Annotated in this window: 18 protein-coding genes; 6 read left to right on the top strand and 12 right to left on the bottom strand. The window is 69.9% G+C overall.

Translation table 11 applies throughout. From position 1 onward, the window contains the following. Positions 1–85: 85 nt before the first annotated feature. The 3 genes from DEH84_RS01100 to DEH84_RS01090 are packed head-to-tail and all read left to right on the top strand — an operon-like array spanning position 86 to position 3,071. A complete protein-coding gene (locus DEH84_RS01100; RefSeq protein WP_109033972.1) occupies positions 86–853 on the top strand; it encodes an endonuclease/exonuclease/phosphatase family protein in 768 nt (255 codons plus the stop codon). Beyond that, positions 850–2,067 (top strand): cardiolipin synthase ClsB, encoded by a 1,218-nt coding sequence (gene clsB, locus DEH84_RS01095; protein ID WP_218929744.1) that lies wholly within the window; start codon positions 850–852, stop codon positions 2,065–2,067. The genes DEH84_RS01100 and clsB overlap by 4 nt, the downstream gene beginning before the upstream one ends. A gap of 5 nt (positions 2,068–2,072) precedes the next feature. After that, positions 2,073–3,071: a lysylphosphatidylglycerol synthase domain-containing protein gene (locus DEH84_RS01090; RefSeq protein ID WP_109038134.1), complete on the top strand. Its 999-nt coding sequence runs from the start codon at positions 2,073–2,075 to the stop codon at positions 3,069–3,071. Positions 3,072–3,085: 14 nt separating this feature from the next. Here the strand turns inward: DEH84_RS01090 and DEH84_RS01085 are convergent, their stop codons facing one another. The 3 genes from DEH84_RS01085 to DEH84_RS01075 all read right to left on the bottom strand — a co-directional run bounded on the left by DEH84_RS01085 (position 3,086) and on the right by DEH84_RS01075 (position 6,057). Further along, on the bottom strand, positions 3,086–4,030 hold the full coding sequence (locus DEH84_RS01085) for an alpha/beta fold hydrolase (protein WP_109033968.1): 945 nt from the start codon (positions 4,028–4,030) through the stop codon (positions 3,086–3,088). A gap of 93 nt (positions 4,031–4,123) precedes the next feature. Then, positions 4,124–4,822, bottom strand: a complete 699-nt coding sequence (locus DEH84_RS01080; RefSeq protein WP_109033966.1) for a histidine phosphatase family protein — start codon at positions 4,820–4,822, stop codon at positions 4,124–4,126. 5 nt (positions 4,823–4,827) lie between these two features. Then, complete coding sequence (locus tag DEH84_RS01075; protein ID WP_109033964.1) at positions 4,828–6,057, bottom strand: acyl-CoA dehydrogenase family protein; 1,230 nt, start codon at positions 6,055–6,057, stop codon at positions 4,828–4,830. Between the two features lie 456 nt (positions 6,058–6,513). Between DEH84_RS01075 and corA the strand changes: the two genes are divergently transcribed. Both corA and DEH84_RS01065 read left to right on the top strand, forming a co-directional pair. Further along, positions 6,514–7,473 (top strand): magnesium/cobalt transporter CorA, encoded by a 960-nt coding sequence (corA, locus tag DEH84_RS01070; RefSeq protein WP_109033962.1) that lies wholly within the window; start codon positions 6,514–6,516, stop codon positions 7,471–7,473. Between the two features lie 5 nt (positions 7,474–7,478). Beyond that, positions 7,479–8,627, top strand: coding sequence for an MFS transporter (locus DEH84_RS01065; RefSeq protein WP_109033960.1), 1,149 nt, complete (start codon positions 7,479–7,481; stop codon positions 8,625–8,627). A 31-nt stretch (positions 8,628–8,658) separates the two neighbouring features. On the opposite strand, the gene DEH84_RS01060 is transcribed toward DEH84_RS01065, so the two are convergent. From DEH84_RS01060 to DEH84_RS01020, 9 genes are all read right to left on the bottom strand, one after another. Beyond that, positions 8,659–10,479 carry an ATP-binding response regulator gene (locus DEH84_RS01060; RefSeq protein ID WP_109033958.1) on the bottom strand — a complete coding sequence of 607 codons (1,821 nt, stop codon included), beginning with the start codon at positions 10,477–10,479 and terminating at the stop codon, positions 8,659–8,661. Further along, positions 10,476–11,150: a response regulator transcription factor gene (locus tag DEH84_RS01055; RefSeq protein ID WP_159098796.1), complete on the bottom strand. Its 675-nt coding sequence runs from the start codon at positions 11,148–11,150 to the stop codon at positions 10,476–10,478. Before DEH84_RS01055 ends, DEH84_RS01060 begins: the two co-directional genes overlap by 4 nt. An 88-nt stretch (positions 11,151–11,238) precedes the next feature. Continuing rightward, positions 11,239–12,375, bottom strand: coding sequence for an AbrB family transcriptional regulator (locus DEH84_RS01050; protein ID WP_109033954.1), 1,137 nt, complete (start codon positions 12,373–12,375; stop codon positions 11,239–11,241). Between the two features lie 60 nt (positions 12,376–12,435). After that, positions 12,436–13,980, bottom strand: coding sequence for a tripartite tricarboxylate transporter permease (locus DEH84_RS01045; RefSeq protein WP_109033952.1), 1,545 nt, complete (start codon positions 13,978–13,980; stop codon positions 12,436–12,438). A gap of 22 nt (positions 13,981–14,002) precedes the next feature. Beyond that, positions 14,003–14,458, bottom strand: a complete 456-nt coding sequence (locus tag DEH84_RS01040) for a tripartite tricarboxylate transporter TctB family protein (RefSeq protein ID WP_109033950.1) — start codon at positions 14,456–14,458, stop codon at positions 14,003–14,005. Between the two features lie 13 nt (positions 14,459–14,471). Next, positions 14,472–15,470, bottom strand: a complete 999-nt coding sequence (locus tag DEH84_RS01035; protein WP_109033948.1) for a Bug family tripartite tricarboxylate transporter substrate binding protein — start codon at positions 15,468–15,470, stop codon at positions 14,472–14,474. A gap of 158 nt (positions 15,471–15,628) precedes the next feature. Continuing rightward, entirely contained in the window at positions 15,629–17,053 is a 1,425-nt protein-coding gene (locus tag DEH84_RS01030; RefSeq protein ID WP_245932646.1) for a sensor histidine kinase, read from the bottom strand. Positions 17,054–17,066: 13 nt separating this feature from the next. Then, positions 17,067–17,735 carry a response regulator gene (locus DEH84_RS01025; protein WP_109033947.1) on the bottom strand — a complete coding sequence of 223 codons (669 nt, stop codon included), beginning with the start codon at positions 17,733–17,735 and terminating at the stop codon, positions 17,067–17,069. Positions 17,736–17,752: 17 nt separating this feature from the next. Next, the gene (locus tag DEH84_RS01020; RefSeq protein WP_109033945.1) at positions 17,753–18,871 is read right to left on the bottom strand and encodes a 3-deoxy-7-phosphoheptulonate synthase; all 1,119 of its coding nucleotides are present in this window, start codon (positions 18,869–18,871) and stop codon (positions 17,753–17,755) included. Between the two features lie 394 nt (positions 18,872–19,265). On the opposite strand from DEH84_RS01020, the gene DEH84_RS01015 reads away from it, so the two are divergent. Further along, positions 19,266–20,090, top strand: coding sequence for an ABC transporter ATP-binding protein (locus DEH84_RS01015; protein ID WP_245932645.1), 825 nt, complete (start codon positions 19,266–19,268; stop codon positions 20,088–20,090). Positions 20,091–20,097 lie beyond the last annotated feature (7 nt).

Genomic DNA, 20,097 nt, shown 5'->3' with positions numbered 1-20,097 from the left:
CGGAACGCGGCGCCCGGCCCCCGCAGGCACACCGTTTGCCGTACCCGGTGTCCTGCCACACGGCCTTCTTTCGGGCCCCGCCGAGATGCCCGCCTCCCCGCTGTCGTTCACGGTGCTGACGGTGAACACCCACAAGGGGTTCACGCCCTTCAACCGCCGCTTCATCCTGCCCGAACTGCGGGAAGCCGTGCGCCGCGTGCACGCCGATCTGGTTTTCTTGCAGGAGGTGCATGGCACGCACGCGGGACATGCAGACCGGCACAGCCTGTGGCCCGCGATGCCGCAGTACGAGTTCCTGGCCGACGAGATCTGGACCGACTTTGCCTACGGCCGCAACGCCGTCTACCCCGAGGGCGACCACGGCAACGCGCTGTTGTCGAAATTTCCGATCCGGCGATGGCACAACCACGATGTGTCGGGCCACGGCTTTCGGGGCGAAGAGCGCCGGGGGCTGCTGCACTGTGTGCTGGATGTACCGGGCTGCCCCACCGAGGTCCATGCGGTGTGCGTGCACCTGGGCCTGCGCGAGGCCGAACGCACCGCGCAACTCGCCCTGCTGTGTGAACTGATCGAACGCGACGTGCCGAGCGAGGCGCCTTTGCTCATCGCCGGCGACTTCAACGACTGGCGGCTGAAGGCGCACCACCGGCTGCAGGAGTGCGCCGGCCTGCGCGACCCGTTTGCCGACACCGGCCGCGCGCCGCCGCGCACCTTTCCGGCCCGCTGGCCCCTGCTGCGGCTCGACCGTATCTATGCGCGCAACGTGCATGTTCACCACCCGCGCGTGCTGTCCACGCAACCGTGGAGCCACCTGTCAGACCATGCACCGCTGTGCGCGGAGGTGCGACTGTGAAAGCGAACTGGAGCCCGATCGGCCACATCGAGCTGCTGGAAAACGGCGAGGCCTTTTACCCGCGCGTGTTCGAAGCGATCGCGCAGGCGCAGACCGAAGTGCTCATCGAGACCTTCATTCTGTTCGAGGACAAGGTGGGCTGGGCGCTGCATGCGGTGCTGCTGGACGCGGCGCGGCGGGGCGTGCGCGTGGTGCTCACGGTCGATGGATTCGGTTCGTGCGACCTCGGCGACGACTACGTGGGCCCGCTGACGGCGGCCGGCGCACGGGTGCAGTTCTTCGACAAGCGCCCCCGGTTGCTGGGGCTGCGCCTGCACGCGTTCCGGCGCCTGCACCGCAAGCTGGTGGTGGTCGACGGCGCCCGCGCCTTCGTGGGCGGCATCAATTTCTCGGCCGACCACCTGGGCGACTTCGGGCCCCAGGCCAAGCAGGACTACGCCGTGCTGGTGGAAGGCCCGCTGGTGGCCGAGATCCATCGTTTTGCGCTGTCGAACACGCAGGACCGGGGGCGCCGCCGGTGGTGGTGGAACCGCCCGCGCATCGCGCTCGCCCAGGCTCGCCCGGACACCACCACGGAAGCGTGGGGCGCCTTCATCACACGCGACAACGAGGCCCACCCGACCGACATCGAACGGCACTACCGGCTGGCCATCCGCATGGCGCGGCACGAGTTGATCCTGGCGCATGCCTACTTCTTTCCCGGCTACCGGCTGCTGCGCGACCTGCGCAATGCCGCCCGCCGTGGCGTGCGCGTGCGGCTGATCCTGCAGGGCGAGCCCGACATGCCGATCGCGGGGCTCGCGGCCCGATCGCTGTACCGCTACCTGCTGGGGGCCGGCATCGAGATCCACGAATACTGTGAGCGCCCCTTGCACGGCAAGGTGGCCCTGGCGGATGACGACTGGGCCACCGTGGGCTCGAGCAACCTCGACCCGTGGAGCCTGTCGCTGAACCTGGAGGCGAATGTGGTGGTGTGGAGCCGCGCCTTCAACCAGCACCTGCGCCATCGGCTGGAGCACCTGATGCGCCACCACTGTCAGCAGATCGATGCCGAGGCGGAGGGCAGCAGCCGGGTGTGGCGGCTGGGCAGCAGCGTGCTGGTGTTCCACCTGCTGCGCCACTTCCCTCGCTGGCTGGCGTGGCTGCCGCGCCGCAAACCCCGCATCACGGCGGTGCCGCCCGCACCGACCCCGCACGAGCCCCCACCCGCCTGAACACCATGGCCGCACGCCGCCCCGCCGCGTCTCCCCCCGCCGAGCCCCAGGCCGACACCGCGCAACGTGGCTGGTGGCCCCGGCTGCGTCCGTGGCTGTTCGGCGCGTTTGCGCTGCTGGTGGGCACGCTGCTCGTCCGCCAGGCGCGCGACCTGGACTGGCATGAGGTGTGGACCGCGGTGCGGCGCCTGCAGCCTTCCACGCTGGCCATGGCGGCCGGTCTCACGGTGCTGAGCCATCTGATCTACAGCCAGTACGACCTGGTGGGCCGCCATCAGCTGGGCCTGGCCCTGCCACCGCGGCGCATGATGACGGTGACGGCCGTGAGCTATGCGTTCAACCTCAACCTCGGCTCGCTCATCGGCGGCTTTGCCTTTCGCTACCGGCTGTATGCCCGGCTGGGGCTGAGCCCGGCCGAAGTCACGCAGGTGCTGGGCCTGAGCATGCTGACGAACTGGCTGGGCTGGGCGGTGGTGGCCGGCACCTGCTTTCTGCTCGGGCTGGTGCGGCCGCCGCCGTCGTGGGGCGTGGCCCCGGTGGCCCTGCAGGCGCTGGGTGGGGCGTTGTGCGTTGTGGCCGTGGCCTACCTGATCGCCTGCATCGCCGCCCGCAAGCGCACCTGGCAAGTGCGTGGCCATGAGTTGACCCTGCCACGCACCCGCGTGGCGCTGATCCAGTTCGGGCTGTCGATCGGCAACTGGATGGTGATCGGGGCGGTGCTCTACACCCTGATGCCGGCCGGCGTGGCCTATCCCGTGGTACTCGGCGCGCTCATGGTCAGTGCGATCGCCGGGGTCATCACCCACATCCCCGCCGGGCTGGGCGTGATCGAGGCGGTGTGCCTGGCGTTGCTGGGCGGGCAGGTGGGACATGGCACGCTGCTCGCGTCGCTGCTGGCCTACCGCGCGGTGTACTACCTCGCGCCGCTGGCCCTGGCCATCGCGGCCTACCTGCGGCTGGAGGCCGTGGCCACGCCCGCGGCCGCACGCGACACGTCAGGCTGATGCGGGTGGCTCACTCACTGAGCCAGAAAGCCTTTCACCGCCGCCACGGTGGCCACAGGGTCTTCCTCATGCGGCACGTGGCCCAGGGCGTCGAACACCACCAGCCTGCTGCCCGCGATCTCGCGCGCAAAACGCTGGCCGTTCTCCAGTGGGATCAGGCGGTCGCGCCCGCCCCACAGAATCAGCGTGGGCACCTTGAGCTGTGGAATCTGCTCGGCGAACTCGCCGCCGGGCGTCTGGCGGAATCGCTGCACCAGCGCGCCGCGGTTGCCCTCGCGCAGCGCCAGCTCGTGATAGCGGTCGACCAGTTCGGGCGTCACCCGGGCCGGATCCCCGTAGACATTGCGCACGCTGGATTCGACCATGCTGCGCGGCAGCGTGTGCGTCATCAGCGGCTCGAGCGCGGGGATGCGCGCCATGCGGAAGGCCGCGGGCACCGACTCGGGCTTGAACGGGTAGCCGGCGGCGTCCACCAGCACCAGCCGGGCGACGCGGCCAGGGGCATCGGCCGCGAACTTCCAGGCCACCTGGCCGCCGAAGGAATTGCCGGCCAGCACGACCTGCTTGAGGCCGAGTTCGTCGAGCAGCGCGCCCACGAACCGGCTGTAGCGCACCAGGCGGTAGTCGCCATCGGGCGTGGGGCCGGTCAGGCCGAAGCCGGGCAGGTCGATGCGGATGATGCGGCGCTCACCCTTGAGCGCGTCCACCCAGCCATCCCAGGTATGCAGGCTGGCCGAGGTGCCATGCAACAGCACGAGGGGCGTGGCATCGGTGCGCGGGCCTTCGTCGCGCAGGTGCACCGACATGCCCTCGATCTCGACAAAGCGCGAAGGCCACGGCGCCCAGCGCGCCTTGAGCGTATCCACGGGTCGATCAGGGGCCCAGGTCAGGGCCACGCCGGTGCCTGCCAGGGCGGCCAGCGCCAGCACGCCGATGGCCAGGATTCGGGTGATGCGCATCGCGGGGTCTCCTTCTCGTTGTGTGTCGGCGGTGAAGCCGGCATTGTCGACCGCAGCCCTGGCGGGCCGATCGTCACGAGCGGTGAAACACCCTCAGCGGTAGGTCAGGAGGGAAGGTTCGGTGCCTTCCACATGCGCGTGCTCGTTCACGGACACCAGATGCAGCCCGTCGCGCCCGGCCACCACCTTGGTGATGCCGGCGTTGGCCAGCGTCCAGTTGATGGTGAAGGCCTGCGCGTCATTGAGCCCCAGCAGGTGCGCGCACACCACGCTGATCGTGCCGCCCGAGGTGAATACCAGCGTCGTGCCCTTGGGCGGCGTCTGCCGGACGATCTCGTCGAGCGCGGCCACCACGCGCAGCTTGAAGACGGACCAGGGCTCGGCGTACTCGTCGTCGTGGTTGCCGCCCACCCAGCGGCTCACGGCGTCCTGGAAGAACTTCTGGAAGGCACGGCGCGGGTCACCGGTGGCCGCCATCTCGGCCATCATGGCCACCTTGTCGGCATAGCGGGGCTCGGCCACTTCGATCACGTTCTCGTGGTCGAACTCGTTGACGCCGGCATGCAGCGCCAGCGGCGTGGCCGCATCCAGCCCCAGGCCGGCCAGGGCGCCGGCCGCCGTTTCCTGGTGGCGCTGCATGGTGCCACTCACCAACCGGTCGGGCGTCACCCCGCGGGCCTTCAAGGCCTCGCCCAGCACGCGAGCCTGCTGATGGCCGACGGCCGAGAGCTGGTCGTAATTGTTCGAGCCGAACGAGGCCTGGCCGTGGCGCAGCAGGTAGATCGCCCCCATGCCGCTTACTTCTGGCCGTACTTCATCAGCTCGAGGCGGGCGATCATGCCCTTGTGCACCTCGTCCGGGCCGTCGGCCAGGCGCAGCGAGCGGGCCTGGTTGAAGAAGGCCGTCAGCTGGGTGTCGTGCGACACCCCGGCCCCACCGTGGATCTGGATGGCGAAGTCGACCACGTTCTGCAGCATGGTGGGGGCCACCACCTTGATGGCCGACACATCGGTGAGCGCGGCGTGCACGCCCAGCGTGTCGATCTTCCAGGCGGCCTGCAGCGTCAGCAAGCGGGCCTGGTCGATGGCGACGCGGGCTTCGGCCAGGCGCTCGCGGTTGCCACCCAGGTTGATCAGCTGCTTCTTGAAGGCCACACGGTCCAGACCGCGCTGGATCGCCAGCTCCAGCGAGCGCTCGGCCGCACCGATGCAGCGCATGCAGTGGTGGATGCGGCCCGGGCCCAGGCGGCCCTGCGCGATCTCGAAACCGCGGCCCGGGCCGGCAATCACGTTGCTCAGCGGCAGGCGCACGTTGGTGAAGTGCACCTCGCCGTGGCCGTGCGGCTCGTCGTACTCGCCGAACACGGGCAGCATGCGCTTGATCTCGACGCCCGGGGCGTCGAGCGGCACCAGCACCATCGAGTGCTGGTTGTGGCGGCCCAGATCGGGGTTGGGCGTCAGCGCCATGAAGATGCCGATCTTGCAGCGCGGGTCGCCCACGCCGGACGACCACCACTTCTTGCCGTTCAGCACGATCTCGTCGCCTTCGACCACGGCGGTGGCCGCCATGTTGGTCGCGTCGGACGAGGCCACGTCGGGCTCGGTCATGAAGAACACGGAGCGGATGTCACCGGCCAACAGCGGTTTGAGCCACTGTTCCTTCTGTTCGGCGCTGCCGTACTTCCACAGCACTTCCATGTTGCCGGTGTCGGGCGCGTTGCAGTTGAAGATCTCGGGCGCCATCAGGCTGCGGCCGGTCTCTTCCGCGCTGAAGGCGTACTCCAGCACGCTCAGGCCGGCGCCCAGTTCGGCATCGGGCAGGAACAGGTTCCACAGGCCTTCGGCCTTCGCCTTGGCCTTGAGTTCTTCCACCACCGGCGGAATGGTCCATTCCGTCCAGTGGCCGCCATGGCGCTTTTCGTGGATGCCCTTCCAGTGCGCGGCCTCGATGGGCTCGATGTGCTCCTTGATGAAGGCGCGAACGCGTTCGGCCGTCTGTTTGCCACGCGGGCTGGGCTGGAAATCCATGTCGTGTCTCCTGCAATGGGATGGGCTTGGGCGGATGCTACGCAAGCGTCACCCATGCATCAACTGAAGAATATGCATCGCCCATCATTCGCGGAGCTGATGCATCCAAAGGCCTTCGTATGGCGGGCGCCCGGCTTGCCAAGAACATGCGGCCGCACGCGCATGCCGCAGCGCAACACGCGCCATAATGTCGTGTTGCCGTTCATGCGGCACTTTCGGAGCAGACACCTTGGACAGTCACCCTTGGTGACCGCCCACTCCAGCCACCGGCGCCGAGCCCGCTGACCGCCCCAGACCCGTCTGGCGCACCAGGGTTCGACCGGTGCCACCCGCCGGCGCGACGCCGCGGCCGGCCGGCATGCAGGAGGGGGCGGCAACCACCACATTCCACCCCCTTCACCAACCTGTGCGACCGCGTACGGCCCCCTGGCCTGTGGCGCACGTGCTGGAGCTCCCATGCTCAACGTCTTCACGCTGGCCAATGGCCGGCTGTTTCAGGAAGAAATCGACAGCCTCGACGAGTTGACCCCGGTCCGCCCGATCTGGGTCGACCTCGAAGATCCGACGCCCGAAGAGAAGGGCTGGATCGCCGTGCGTTTCGGCCTCGTCATCCCTGGCGACATCATCGACGACGACCTGGAGGAATCGGCCCGTTTCTACGAAGAAGACGGCGCCGTGCACATCCGCTCCGACTTCCTGATCGACGACGACGAAACCCCGCGCAACGTGCGGGTGGCCTTCATCCTGCACCAGAACGTGCTGTTCTCGATCCACCGCGAAGACCTGCCGGTGTTCCGCCTGCTGCGCATGCGCGCCCGCCGCATCCCCGCGCTGATCGAAGACGCCAAGGACGTGCTGCTCAAGCTGTACGACGCCGATGCGGAGTATTCGGCCGACACGCTGGAAGGCATCTACGACGACCTGGAAAAGGTCAGCCAGCGCGTGCTCAAGGAAGAGGTGAACGACCAGGCCGCGGGTGAGGCCCTGGCGGCCATCGCGCGCCAGGAAGACTTGAACGGCCGCATCCGCCGCAACGTGATGGACACGCGCCGCGCCGTGAGCTTCATGATGCGCGCGCGCATGCTGAACGCCGACCAGTTCGAGGAAGCCCGCCAGATTCTGCGCGACATCGACTCGCTGGACAGCCACACGGCCTTCCTGTTCGACAAGATCAACTTCCTGATGGATGCGACCGTCGGTTTCATCAACATCAACCAGAACAAGATCATCAAGATCTTCTCGGTGGCCTCGGTGGCGCTGCTGCCGCCCACGCTGATCGCCAGCATCTACGGCATGAACTTCCAGCACATGCCCGAGCTCAGCCAGACCTGGGGCTACCCCTTCGCGCTGGGCCTGATGCTGCTGTCCATCGTCACGCCGTTCTGGTTCTTCCGCCGCAAGGGCTGGCTCAAGTAAAGACCGTGCCCCTGAACCTGCCTGCCCTGCCCGCCGGGCTGTGGCGCGTGATGCTGGGCACCACGCTGGTGGTGAGCAGCTACAGCCTGCTCAACCCGGTGCTGGCCGTGCGCCTTCAGACGGCCGGGGCCAGCAACCTGGCGGTGGGCCTGGTCGCGATGCTGCCCTTTCTGAGCGTGGCGTTGCTGGTGCCGGTGGTCTCGCGCGTGTTCGACCGCGTGGGCGTGGGCCGCGCCTACCGCATCGGCCTGCTGCTCGAGTTGCTGTCCTGCCTGGGCTACCTGCTGACCGACGACTACCGCGCCTGGTGCGCGCTGAGCCTCATGGCCGGCATGGGTGCCGCGGCCGCCTGGAACGCCACCGAGGGCCTGATTGCGCACAACGTGCCAGCGACGCACCGCGGGCGGCTCACCGGGCTGTACCAGGCGCTGCTGGGCGCCGGCATGGCGCTCGGGCCCTTTCTTCCCGGGCTCCTGGGCCTCACACCCACCGGCGCCAACGTGCTGGCGGCGGCCGGCCTGGCGCTGGGACTGGGCATCACGCTGGCGCCCTCGGTCAGCCACCTGCGTGCCCACCACGAAGATCGCCCGCACGTGAGCCTGATGGCCGCCTGGCGCTTCCGGCCGGCGCTGGCCTGGGCGGCGGTGGTGGGCGGGGTGTTCGAGGTCGGCCTGAGCAGCGTGACGACCGCGCACGGCTCGGCCGTGGGCCTGGGGCTGGGTGCCGCCACCTCGATCGCCGGCGTGCTGGGCATGGGCAGCTTTGCCTTGCAGTACCCGCTGGGCTGGCTGGCCGACCACGTGCCCTCGCGCCGGCTGTTTGCGGGCGGGGCCGCGCTGCTGGCGCTCAGCGGGGTGGCCTTCACGCAGGCCACGGCCTGGCCGCCGCTGCTGTGGCTGTGCGCCGCGCTGTGGGGCGGCCTGGGCGGCGCGCTCTACACGCTCAGCATGATCCGCGTGGCCCATGATTTCGAAGACACATCGGCGCTGGCCGGCACCTCGGCCATGATCGCCGGCTACACGGCCGGCGGCGCGCTCGGCCCGGTGGTCAGCGGCTGGTTCTTCGACCACGCCGGCGTGGGGGGCCAGGGCGCCTGGCTGGCCTTGCTGGGCCTGAGCCTGCTGGTGCTGCAAAGGCGGCGCGCGGCCGCCTGAAGTCGCCGCCCTGCGCGGTGGGCCGCGGGATTCAGCCCGTGGTCATCGCGCTCGCCACCCGGCGCTCCGCGCGGCAGGCCTGCAGCACGCCCAGCAGGTGGGCGGCCGGCACGGGCTTGTGCAGCAAGGTCAGCCCGCTGGCATGGGCCTCGCGCAGGCGCTCGGGCGCCGTGTCACCCGTGATCAGCACCGCCGGCACCGACCGGGCCAGCGTCTGGCGAATCGCCGCCACGGCCTGCACCCCGGTACGGTGCTCGCGCAGGCGGTGGTCCACCAGCAGCACGTCGGGCGAGAAACCGGACAGCAGGTGCAAGGCGGCCTCCAGGCCATCGACCGCCTCGCACCAGCAACCGCAATCCGTCAGCAGGTCGGCCAGGGCCTGGCGCACCGGCTCATCGTCGTCGATCAGCAGCACGCGCAGGCCCCGCAGGTCGGGTGCCGGCTCGGACCGCGCGGCGCCCATCGCCGCACTGGCCGCCGTCGCCGGCAGGATGATGCGGAACACCGAACCCCGCCCCTCGCGCGAGCGCAAGTCGACTTCCGCGCCCATGGCCCGCGCCAGGCCATCGACGATGGACAGGCCCAGCCCCAGGCCTTTCTGGCGGTCGCGCTCGGGGTTGCCCAGCTGGTGGAAAGCCTGGAACACGTGCCGCTGCTCGGCCTCGGGGATGCCGATGCCGGTGTCCCAGACCTCGATGGCAACGTGCGGGCCCTGGCTGCGGGCGGCCAGCAGGATGCGCCCGCGCTCGGTGTAGCGCACGGCATTGAGCAGCAGGTTGCGCAGCACGACCTCGACCAGGGACGGATCGGCATGGGCCACGCACCGGGTGGGACGAGCGCGCCAGCCCAGGCCCTTGGCCTCGGCCAGCGGGGTGAACTCGCGCGCGAGCTTGTCGAAAGTGGCCTGGAGCGCAAAGGGCTGTGGCGCGGGCCGCACCACGCCCGCATCGATCTTCGAGAAATCGAGCAGCGTGTGCAGCATCTCGCCCGCGGCATCGGCCGAGGCGGTGGCATGGGCCAGCAGCGCCTGCTGGCGCGCATCCAGCGGCGTGCGACCCAAGGTGGCCAGCGACAGCGACAGCGCATGCAGCGGCTGGCGCAGGTCGTGGCTGGCCGAGGCGAGGAAGACGGTCTTGGCGCGGTTGGCCTGCTCGGCATCGTCGAGCGCGTCCTCGGCCACCTGGCGGGCGGCCATGGCCCGCTCGGTCTGGTCACGCAGGCGCTGGATCAGGCCGTCGTTCTCGAAACGCAGGGTGATGGACCGCAGTGCCATGCTCGAGGTGTTGCGCGAGAACGCGGTCATCGCCCACAGATAGACCAGCACGCCCACGCCCAGCGTCACGTTCACGGCGCCGCCCAGGCCAAGGAGGGTGAAGGCCACCGGCAGCACGCTGCACACCCAGTAGGCCATGGCCACCGGCCACGAGGGCGCAAACACGGCCAGACCGCCCGAACTCATGCCGGCCGTGATGCCCAGCACCAGCGTGATGGTTTCGGGGCGGGCCGGGTCCATGAGCCACGGGGCCATGGCGCCGCGGCAGCTGCCCAGCAGGGCCGCCATCACACGCACGGCCTGGGCATACTGGCCGACGCGACGCAAGTCGTCCGGCGGCGGCAGGACCCTGCGCACCAGCAGGCACCCCAGGCTCACCGCCGAAGTCAGCAGCGCCCACCAGACTGCGCGCAGATCGCCCGCAATCAGCACGAAGGCCACCGCGGCCAGGCACGACATCAGGCACGACACGACGAAGGCGCCACCCAGATTGCGGTCGAGCAGGGCCATCTGGGCCGACAGCACCCGCGGGCCGTCGAACTGCCACGCCGCACGCAGCGGAGACCAGGCCGGCTTCACGGCAGGAGACCGCGCGCCTGCGCCAGGGCCACCGCCTGCTCCCGGCTCACCGCACCCAGGCGCTCGGTGACCCACGAGAGCTCGGCGCGCACATCGGTCTCACTGAGCGACAGGGCCCGGGCGATGGCGCGGTTGGAGGCCCCCCGGCTCACCTCGCCCAGCAGCGCGCGCTGCAAGGGGGTCAGCGCGCCGTCATCGCCATCGGCGGGCGTGTCGAAGGCGGGCTCATGCGCTTCGGCCGCCGGCCCGGTCGGTGTCTGTGTCCATGCGTAGGGCAACAGCGCCCAGGCGTTGCGCTGGTTCAGGCAGGCGCTCACAGCCTGCACCACGTCGTCGGGCCCGGCCGACTTGTGGAGGTAGCCGCACGCCCCGGCCGCGCGCGCCTGTTGCAGCAGTGCCGGCCCGACATCGGCCGACATGACGAGCACGCACAGCGCAGGGTGGGCCGCCAGCAGCGCGGGCAGGGCCGCGAGGCCGTCGGCATCGGGCAGGTGCACATCCAGCAGCATCAAATCAGGCGGATGGTCGGCGATCGCGGCCTGCGCCTCGCGCCAGTCGTGGGCCACCACCACCTCGGCCTCGGGCCAGCCTTCGGCCAGCATCAGGCGCAGCCCCGTCAGGTACAGGGCATGGTCGTCAACGAGAAGGAGGCGGGGTGTCACCAGACTCATGGCATCGCGGGAGGCACGATGCGCCAGTATCCACGCCCTCGCACCGGAAAACGCGCACGGCGAGGGCCGGCAGCGCGGCATTCCCCCTTCAGGGGGGCGTCGCCGGCGGCAAAGGCGCCGAGGGCGACCGCGATGCCACACCGCGCAACAGCCCGGGCGCGAGCGCGAGCACCAGCATCAGGCGCAGCACGTGGGTGGCAATCACCTCGGGGAGAAAGGCCCCGCTCTGGCGCGCCAGCAGCGCCATTTCGGCCATGCCACCGGGCGCGAGCGCCAGGTAGTGCGTCAGCCAGGGCGCCGGCCCAGGGGGCAGGATGGCCGCAGCGCACCACGCGACCAGGCCGCACAAGGCCACGCTGGTCAGCACGACGCCGGTGGCCACGGCCGTCAACCGGGGGGCCTGGCGCCAGGCCTGGGCGTCGAGCTTGCTGCCCAGCGTGATGCCCAGCAGCAGCTGCGCCACATCGAGTGCCGCGGCCGGCACGGTCAGCGCCAGCCCGAGCGGCCGGTGGGCCGTCCAGGCCGGCAGCAGGGACATCAGCACGGCGGTGGCCAGCAGCGGCAGCATCATCCAGACGTTGGGCCAGCGGCGTCGGTGCAGGGCCGCCGTGGGCACGGCGATCAGCACCGCCCAGGCCAGCGTGAACAGGCCCGCCTGCCAGGCCAGCACCGTGCCCCCCGGCGCCGAGCGCAGCGCACCGACCGGAGCCAGTTCGCCCGGGAGCCACAGCAGGCTCCAGGGCACCAGCGACACCACCAGGGCCACGCGCAGCCCCTGCGTGAGCGCAACGGGCGCGGCCGGCACGCCATGGCGCTCGGCCAGCACCGCCATCTCGGAGGCGCCCCCCGGCAGCGCGCACAGCCACGATCCGATGCGGTCGAGTCCGCCCCAGCGGCGGTAGGCCCACATTCCCAGGGGCGCGGGCAGCAGGGCCAGCACCGCCAGACTCAGCAGCCAGGGCCAGCGCTCGGCCAGACCGGCCACCACCTCGGGCGTGAAGCGTGTGCCCAGGCCCACGCCGATCACGCACTGCCCGAGGGCGCGCCCCCAGCCCCATTCGCGCAGCGGCAGGCCCAGCCCGCGCGCCAGCCCGTACGCCACCATGGGCCCCAGCAGCCAAGGCAACGGGCCGCCGGCCCCCGACCACACCACGGCCCCGAACACCGCCACCGCCCAGCCGGACAACACGGCGCACGGGTGGGACGCAAGCAGACGATCCAGCATGGCAGACAGACTCAGGAAAAAAAAAGCGGCCCCGAAAGGCCGCCTGAAAGGAGCGCGGTCTCAGCCCGCCTGCTCCGGCGTGGCCGCCACAGCAGCCGGGATGGCACGCTGGCGGCGACGCTGGATCACGGCGCGCACGATGAAGGGCACGGTGAGCATCAGCACGGTGCACACCCAGAACCCGCGCGAGATGCCGCTTTCGGTGAGGATGGACCAGTCGCCGTTGGTCATCGACAGGGCGCGACGCAGGTTCTGCTCGATGAGCTCGCCCAGCACGAAGCCCAGGATCAGCGGAGCCATGGGCATGTGCAGTTTGCGCAGCACGTAGCCGATCACGCCGAGCACCGTCATCAGGACCAGATCGAACGTCGTGGCGTGGATCGCATAGACGCCCACCGTGCTGACCGCCAGGATGCCCGGCACCAGCGCCCAGTTCGGCACCGAGAGGATGCGCGTGAAGATGCGGATCATCGGGATGTTCATCGCCAGCAGCATGATGTTGCCGATGAACATGGAGGCGATGAGGCCCCACACCAGCGTGGGCCGCTGCTCGAACAGCGCCGGCCCCGGGGTGATGTTGTAGAGCGCCAGGGCGCCCACCATCACGGCCGTGGTGCCCGAGCCCGGCACACCCAGCGTCAGCATGGGCACGAAGGAGCCGGCCGCCGAGGCATTGTTGGCCGCCTCGGGCGCCGCCACACCGCGGATGTCACCCTTGCCGAAGGTGCCTTCGGTGTCGGTCAGGCGCTTTTCCATCGAGTAAGTCATGGCGCTGGCAATCGTGGCGCCGGCCCCGGGCAGCACGCCCACGAAGAAGCCCACGATCGACGAGCGCACGGTGCCCCACCAGGTCTGCGCCATCTCCTTGAGATTGAACATGTTGCGGCCGGTCTGCGTGATCATGGTGTTGCCGGCCGTGATCTGCTCGATCATCAGCAGGATTTCGCTGATCGAGAACAGGCCGATCACCACCGCCACGAACTGGATGCCGTCGGCCAGGTGGACGGAGTCGAAGGTGTAGCGGTAGACGCCCGAGTTGGCGTCGATGCCCACCGTGGCCAGAGACAGACCGAGCACGGCCGCCAGCCCCGCCTTCACGGGCTGGTCGCCCATCAAGCCGGTCAGGCACGCAAAGGCGAACACCATCAGCGCGAAATACTCGGCCGGCCCGAACGCCAGCGCCCAGCTGGCCAGCAGCGGCGCCGCCACCACCAGGCCCGCGATCGCGATCATCGAGCCCACGAACGAGCTCCAGGCCGAGATCGACAGTGCGACGCCGCCCAGACCCTTGCGGGCCATCGGGTAGCCGTCGACGGCCGTCATGATGGCCGCGGCATCGCCCGGCACGTTGAGCAGGATGGATGAAATGCGGCCGCCGTACTCGCAGCCCAGGTAGACGGCGACCAGCAGGATCAGCGCCGACTCCGGCGGCAGGTTGAGCGCAAAGGCCAGCGGCATCAGAATGGCCACGCCGTTGATCGGGCCCAGGCCCGGCAGCATGCCCACCACGGTGCCGATGAAGCTGCCCACGGCAGCCAGCATCAGGTTCATCGGCGTCAGGGCGACGCCGAACCCGGTCATCAGATGGTCGAGTGTGGAACTCATGGAATTTTCTCCTCGGCCGGGCTCAGCCCAGCAGGTGCAGCAGGCCGGGCGGCAGGATCACGTCGAACACGCGGTCGAACAGCAGGAAGAACGACACGCCCAGCGCCACGCCGGCCACCGCGCACTGGCGCCACGTGCCACCGAAGACACGACCGACCGGCAGCGTCATCAGCGCGGTGGCGATCACGAAGCCCAGCCACTGGAACAGCACCGCGTAGGCCAGCATGACGGCCGCCAGCGTGAGCACACGAATGGAGGCCGGGCCCCACAACGGCTCGGCCGGCTCTGCGCCGTCGACCTGGGGCTGCGGCCGCACGGCCAGCCAGCCCCCCAGGACGGCCATCAGGCCGGCCAGCAGCAGCGGGAAGGCCGCCGGCCCCACCGGCTCGTACGAAATCGGGGCAACGTAGCCCCGTCCCAGCCACCCCATGCCGGCGGCAAGAATCAGGCACACCAGGCCCAGGATGCGATCGGCCATCTCGGACTCCGCCTTACTTGCTGCTGACGACCAGACCCAGCTCGGCCGCCAGCTTGGCGTACAGGTGGGTGTGGCGCTTGACGTAGACGTCCAGCTCGACGCCGGTCATCGTCATGGGAAACAGGCCGCGCTCTTCACGCAGCTTGGCGTACCCGGGCGTGGCCATGGCCTTCTGGAAGGCCGCCGTCCAGGCGTTGAAGTCGGCGTCCGGCACCTTCGGGCCCATGTAGAAGCCGCGGATGATGGGCCAGCTGATGTCGAAGCCCTGCTCCTTGGCCGTCGGCACGGACGCGAGCTGGCCGGGCAGGCGCTGGTCCGAGAACACGGCCAGCACGCGGATCGGGGTGCCGGCCTGGATCTGTGTGGCCGCCTCGGCCGCATCACCGGAGTACACGTGGATGTGGCCGCCCTGCAGCGCGGTCACCGCTTCGCCACCACCTTCGAAGGCCACGAAGCGCATCGAGCGCGGGTTCACGCCGGCAGCGCGCGCCGTCAGGGCGGCTTTCATCCAGTCCTGGCTGCCCACGGTGCCGCCCGCGCCGAACACGACCTTGGTCGGGTCCTGCTTGAGGGCGGCCGCCACGTCCTTCAGCGACTTGTAGGGCGAGTCCTTCTTGACGATGATGGCGCCGTAATCGGCCCCCAGCGCGGCCAGCCAGCGCACGTCGCTCACGCCATACTTGCCGAACTTGCCCTGGGCGAGGTTGAGCAGCGAGCCGCTGGAAAACGCCACGATCGTGCCCGGCTCTCCAGGGCGTTGGGCCACCACGGCGTTGTACGCCACGGCGCCGATGCCGCCCGGCATGTAGGTCACACGCATCGGGTCGCTGCTCAGCTTGTTGTCCTGCAGCATGGTCTGGGCCATCTTGCAGGTGAGGTCGAATCCACCGCCGGGCTTGGCCGGGGCAATGCACTCGCTCTTGTCCAGGGGGCCGGCGCTGGCCACGGTGGCAGCCAGGGGCAACAGGGCCGCGCAGGTCAGCACGGCGCGAACGGTCAGGGGCAATTTCATGGGCAGGCTCCTCGGGTCTCGTCGGTGGGTCTTGTCGTACAGCCGTGCGCAAAGACCGGCTGCTGGGCATGAACTGTAGAAACCGGAGGCTTTCAACTGCCTTTCAATTCCGCCGGGGACAAACCCCAGGGTGCCAGCCCGCGTCGGGCAGGCGGCCGTCAGGCGCGGCCGGGATGGGGCCAGTGCAGCGTGACGGCAAAGGTGCCGCTGGCGCGCGCATCGATGTCGAGCGCACCGCCGTGGCGCTGGGCAATGCGCCGCGCAATCGCGAGGCCCAGGCCCGCGCCGCCCCGGCGGGCGCCCTGCCCGCGCACGAAGCGGCCGCCCTCACCGCCGCCGGCCTCGCCCGCCAGCTGACGGGACAGCGCCTCGGGCACCGGGTCGCCCTCGCTGATCACCGTGATGGACCAGCCTGGCACGGGCCCGGGCATCCACCGGGCGCTGGCTGTCACCGGCGTGCCGGCGTGGCCATAGCGCAGCGCGTTGTCCAGCAGGTTGGACAGCGCCTCGCGCCAGAGCGTGGCATCGCCCTGCGCAGGCAAGGCATCGGGCACCTCGACGCCCAGGTCGATGCGTCGCTGGCGTGCCCGGGTCAGGAGCGGGCGCACCGTCTGCCGCAGCAGCTCGGCCAGATCGAAGTCGGCCCAGTGCGGCTCGGTGGCATCGCTGCGGGCCAGGCTCAGCAACTGGTTGGTGCTGCGCGTGGCCGCGTCGATCTGCTCGACGATGGCCTGCAGGCTGTCGCGCAGCTCGGCGTCGCCGCTTGGGGGGTCAGGCAGCAGGCGCAACGCGTAGTCGGCCTGCGTGCGCAGCGTGGTCAGCGGCGTGCGCAACTGGTGCGAGGCGTCATCGAGAAACTGCCGCTGCTGGTCGGCCAGGGCCTGGCGGCGCGCCATCTGGGTGTTCACGGCCTGCACCAGCGGCTGCACCTCGCGCGGCAGGTCGGGCGCCTGCAGGGGCGACACATCGGCCGGATGCCGCTGGCGCACCCCGGCCTCCAGCCGTCCCAGCGGCCGCAGCACCCAGGACACCAGGGCCACCACCACGCCAACCAGCACCAGCAGGACCACCGCAGCGCGCAGCACACTGGTGCGCACGAACTGGGCGGCAAACTGCTCGCGCGAGCCCGCCTGCTCGGCCACCTGGATGACAACCGGCGTGTCAGGCCCTGTGGGGCCCTGCAGCTTGACCTGCGTGAGCAGCACGCCCATGCGCACCCGCTCGCCCAGGTACTCGGCATCCAAGAACTGCGGTGCGCCAGAACGCAGCGCCACGCCTTCCGGCAGCGGCAGGTCGAGGTTGCCCACCTCGACGAGCCCGTCACGCGAGGCCACGCGGAAATAGACATGCCCCGAGGCCGTCAGCTCCAGCAGCTCGAAGAGGCGATAGGGCAATTCGACCGCCAGCCCACCGGAGGCCGTCGAGATGTTGGCTTCGATGGCCTTGAGCGCCCCCCGAATGGATCGGTCGTAGGCGCTGTTGGCAGAAGCCAGCGCCTCGCGCTGCGTCAGCCACAGCTCGCCCGCGGAGATGAGCAGCATCAGCGGCAGCAGGCACAGCAGCAGCCGCTGGCGCAGGCTCATGGCCGGCTGACTGTCAGGCCGCCATTTCCAGCGCATAGCCCAGGCCGCGGTAGGTGACGATGGCCAGGCCCGTGCCCTCCAGCCGCTTGCGCAGCCGGTGCACCAGCACCTCGATCACGTCGGGCAGCACGTCGTCTTCGTCGGAAAACACCCGCGCAATGATCTGCGCCTTGGACATCGGCTCGCCCGTGCGCTGGATCAGGGCGCGCAGCACCGCGTGCTCGCGCGGCGACAGGTGCAGCGGCGCCTCGCTCAGCGAGAACTGCCGGCTGACGGTGTCGTACTGCAGCGGGCCGCAGGCCAGCCGGGGGTTGTCGGCCCCGCGGGCGCGGCGCACCAGCGCCATCAGGCGCGCTTCCAGCTCTTCCAGCGCGAACGGCTTGGCCAGGAAATCGTCGGCCCCCTGGTTGAGCGCCTGCACGCGCTCGGCCAGCGAGTCGCGCGCCGTGAGAATCAGCACCGGCAGCCGCCGGTCGCGGGCGCGCAGGCGCTGCAACAGCTGCCGCCCCGTCAGCCCCGGCAGGCCGAGGTCGAGAATCAGCGCGTCGTAGTCGGTGTCGTCGAGCGCGCGCTCGGCCAGTTGCCCATCGTCCACCCAGTCCACCTGGGTGCCGGACCGGGCGAGCGCCTTCGACAGCCACTCGCCCAGGGCATGCTCGTCTTCGGCCAGCAGCACGCGCATCGCGACCGCGTCCGTCTTCAGCGGGCGCGACGGGCCGCCACGGCCTGCGACAGCACCTCGAGCACCTTCTCGGAATCATCCCAGCCGATGCAGGCGTCGGTGATGGACTGGCCGTGGCACAGCTTGGCCGGGTCGTCCTTGCCCGGGGTGAACTTCTGGGCGCCGGCCACAAGGTGGCTTTCGACCATCACGCCGAACACCTGGTGCGAGCCACCGCGGATCTGGCCGGCGATGTCCTCGGCCACCAGCACCTGACGCTCGTGCTGCTTGGAGCTGTTGGCGTGCGAGAAGTCGACCATCAGCGACGGGCGCAGCTTGGCGGCTTCCAGGTCCTTGCAGGCGGCGGCCACGCTGGCGGCGTCGTAGTTCGGGGCCTTGCCACCGCGCAGGATCACGTGGCAGTCGGGGTTGCCGGCGGTCTCGACGATGGCGACCTGGCCGTTCTTGTGCACCGACAGGAAGTGGTGCGGGCGGGCCGCGGCCTGGATGGCGTCGGTGGCGATCTTGATGTTGCCGTCGGTGCCATTCTTGAAGCCGATCGGAGCCGAGATGCCCGACGACAGCTCGCGGTGCACCTGGCTTTCGGTGGTGCGCGCGCCGATGGCGCCCCAGCTGATCAGGTCACCGATGTACTGCGGCGAGATCACGTCGAGGAACTCGCTGGCCGCCGGCATGCCCAGGCGGTTGATCTCGACCAGCAGCTGGCGCGCGATGCGCAGGCCTTCGTCGATCTTGAACGACTCGTCCATGTACGGGTCGTTGATCAGGCCCTTCCAGCCCACCGTGGTGCGCGGCTTCTCGAAGTACACGCGCATCACGACTTCCAGCGTGTCGGCGTACTTTTCGCGCAGCGGCAGCAGCTTGCGTGCGTACTCCACCGCGGCGGCCGGATCGTGGATCGAGCACGGGCCGATGATGACCAGCAGGCGATCGTCACGACCGTGGATGATGTCGCCGATCGTGCGACGCGTGTCGGACACCAGGGTCTCGACCGGCGTGCCGGAGATCGGGAAGAAGCGGATCAGGTGCTCGGGGGGGGGCAGCGGGGTCACGTTCTTGACGCGTTGATCATCTGTTTTCGACGTGGCATCGGCGGGCGGGACCCAGCCGGCGGCGGCGCTGGTGGAGGCATTCATCGGACTTCTTCCTTCGGGCTGATCGGGGGTAAGGCGGGCAGAGCAAAAAAAAACCGCCGGTGAGGACCGGCGGTTTCGTCAGGATTCGGTGTGGTTCGCTCAGCAGCTTCCCACTCCTGCGCCGGTGTGTGGCGGGAGTTCAAAGAAGTACCAGTAAAAGCGGACCGTGTTCATGCCCATCAATGTAGCACGACCCCTCGGGGGGAAGGCAAGCAGTTTTTATCGGCGGGGCACTGCAGAGTGATCCGACCTGTTCATTCTGACCGGAGCATGCACCATGGCGCGGCTCGGGCACGCCACTTCGGTGCGCGGGACGGGGCCGGCGACATGGCATGGAACTCGCATTGGATGCGACACCGAAACCTGACCACTCGGTCAACTTCCTGGCCACGCCATGAATGCACCAGAGATGCTCACCACGCTGAGCCCGTCGCCCCGGCCCGCCTACGGCCCACCCGCCGTGCAGATCCAGAACGCCAGCGTCGTCTACCCCGCGGCCGACGCGCCGGTGCGCGCGCTGCATGAGGTCAACCTCGACATCCGGCAGGGCGAGTTCATCTCGCTGATCGGCCCCTCGGGCTGCGGCAAGACCACGCTGCTGCGCGTCATCGCCGACCTCGAGCCCATCACCGCCGGCACCGTGCTGGTCAACGGCCTGAGCCCGCACGATGCCCGCCTTGCACGGGCCTATGGCTATGTGTTCCAGGCCCCGGCCCTGCTGCCCTGGCGCACCGTGTTGTCCAACGTCATGCTGCCACTGGAGATCCAGGGACGCCTGCCCGAGGCCGCGCGCGAGATCGCCCGCGAGCAGCTTGCCCGCGTCGGCCTGGCCCAGTTCGAGAAGAAGTATCCGTGGCAGCTTTCGGGCGGCATGCAGCAGCGCGTGTCGATTGCGCGTGCGTTGGGCTTTCAACCACGCCTGCTGATGATGGACGAGCCCTTCGGCGCGCTCGACGAGATCACGCGCGACGACCTCAACGTGCACCTGCAGGACCTGTGGCGCCGCGAGCAGCGCACCGTGGTCTTCGTGACCCACTCGATTGCCGAGGCGGTGTACCTGTCGAGTCGCATCGTGGTGATGTCGCCGCGGCCCGGGCGCATCGTCAAGGTGATCGACTCGCCGCTGCCGGCCGAGCGCACGCTGTCGCTGCGCGACACGCCCGAGTTCATGGCGCTGGCGCACGAGGTGCGCGAGGCGCTCGCCGATGGCCACAACTGAAAGCGCG

The sequence above is a fragment of the Aquabacterium olei genome (genome assembly GCF_003100395.1).
Classification (GTDB): Bacteria; Pseudomonadota; Gammaproteobacteria; order Burkholderiales; family Burkholderiaceae_C; genus Aquabacterium; species Aquabacterium olei.
The sequence above is the reverse complement of the archived record's forward strand: the minus strand, read 5'-3'. Positions and strand labels throughout refer to the sequence as shown.

Bases quoted from the DNA above. Each gene is read 5' to 3' on its own strand.
- DEH84_RS01025 (WP_109033947.1), bottom strand. From the start codon at position 17,735: ATGCGCGTGCTGCTGGCCGAAGACGAGCATGCCCTGGGCGAGTGGCTG.
- DEH84_RS01085 (WP_109033968.1), bottom strand. From the start codon at position 4,030: ATGCGCATCACCCGAATCCTGGCCATCGGCGTGCTGGCGCTGGCCGCC.
- DEH84_RS01020 (WP_109033945.1), bottom strand. From the start codon at position 18,871: ATGAATGCCTCCACCAGCGCCGCCGCCGGCTGGGTCCCGCCCGCCGAT.
- DEH84_RS01100 (WP_109033972.1), top strand. From the start codon at position 86: ATGCCCGCCTCCCCGCTGTCGTTCACGGTGCTGACGGTGAACACCCAC.
- DEH84_RS01055 (WP_159098796.1), bottom strand. From the start codon at position 11,150: ATGAGTCTGGTGACACCCCGCCTCCTTCTCGTTGACGACCATGCCCTG.
- DEH84_RS01050 (WP_109033954.1), bottom strand. From the start codon at position 12,375: ATGCTGGATCGTCTGCTTGCGTCCCACCCGTGCGCCGTGTTGTCCGGC.
- DEH84_RS01035 (WP_109033948.1), bottom strand. From the start codon at position 15,470: ATGAAATTGCCCCTGACCGTTCGCGCCGTGCTGACCTGCGCGGCCCTG.
- DEH84_RS01015 (WP_245932645.1), top strand. From the start codon at position 19,266: ATGAATGCACCAGAGATGCTCACCACGCTGAGCCCGTCGCCCCGGCCC.
- corA (WP_109033962.1), top strand. From the start codon at position 6,514: ATGCTCAACGTCTTCACGCTGGCCAATGGCCGGCTGTTTCAGGAAGAA.
- DEH84_RS01090 (WP_109038134.1), top strand. From the start codon at position 2,073: ATGGCCGCACGCCGCCCCGCCGCGTCTCCCCCCGCCGAGCCCCAGGCC.
- DEH84_RS01075 (WP_109033964.1), bottom strand. From the start codon at position 6,057: ATGGATTTCCAGCCCAGCCCGCGTGGCAAACAGACGGCCGAACGCGTT.
- DEH84_RS01045 (WP_109033952.1), bottom strand. From the start codon at position 13,980: ATGAGTTCCACACTCGACCATCTGATGACCGGGTTCGGCGTCGCCCTG.
- DEH84_RS01080 (WP_109033966.1), bottom strand. From the start codon at position 4,822: ATGGGGGCGATCTACCTGCTGCGCCACGGCCAGGCCTCGTTCGGCTCG.
- DEH84_RS01040 (WP_109033950.1), bottom strand. From the start codon at position 14,458: ATGGCCGATCGCATCCTGGGCCTGGTGTGCCTGATTCTTGCCGCCGGC.
- DEH84_RS01030 (WP_245932646.1), bottom strand. From the start codon at position 17,053: ATGAGCCTGCGCCAGCGGCTGCTGCTGTGCCTGCTGCCGCTGATGCTG.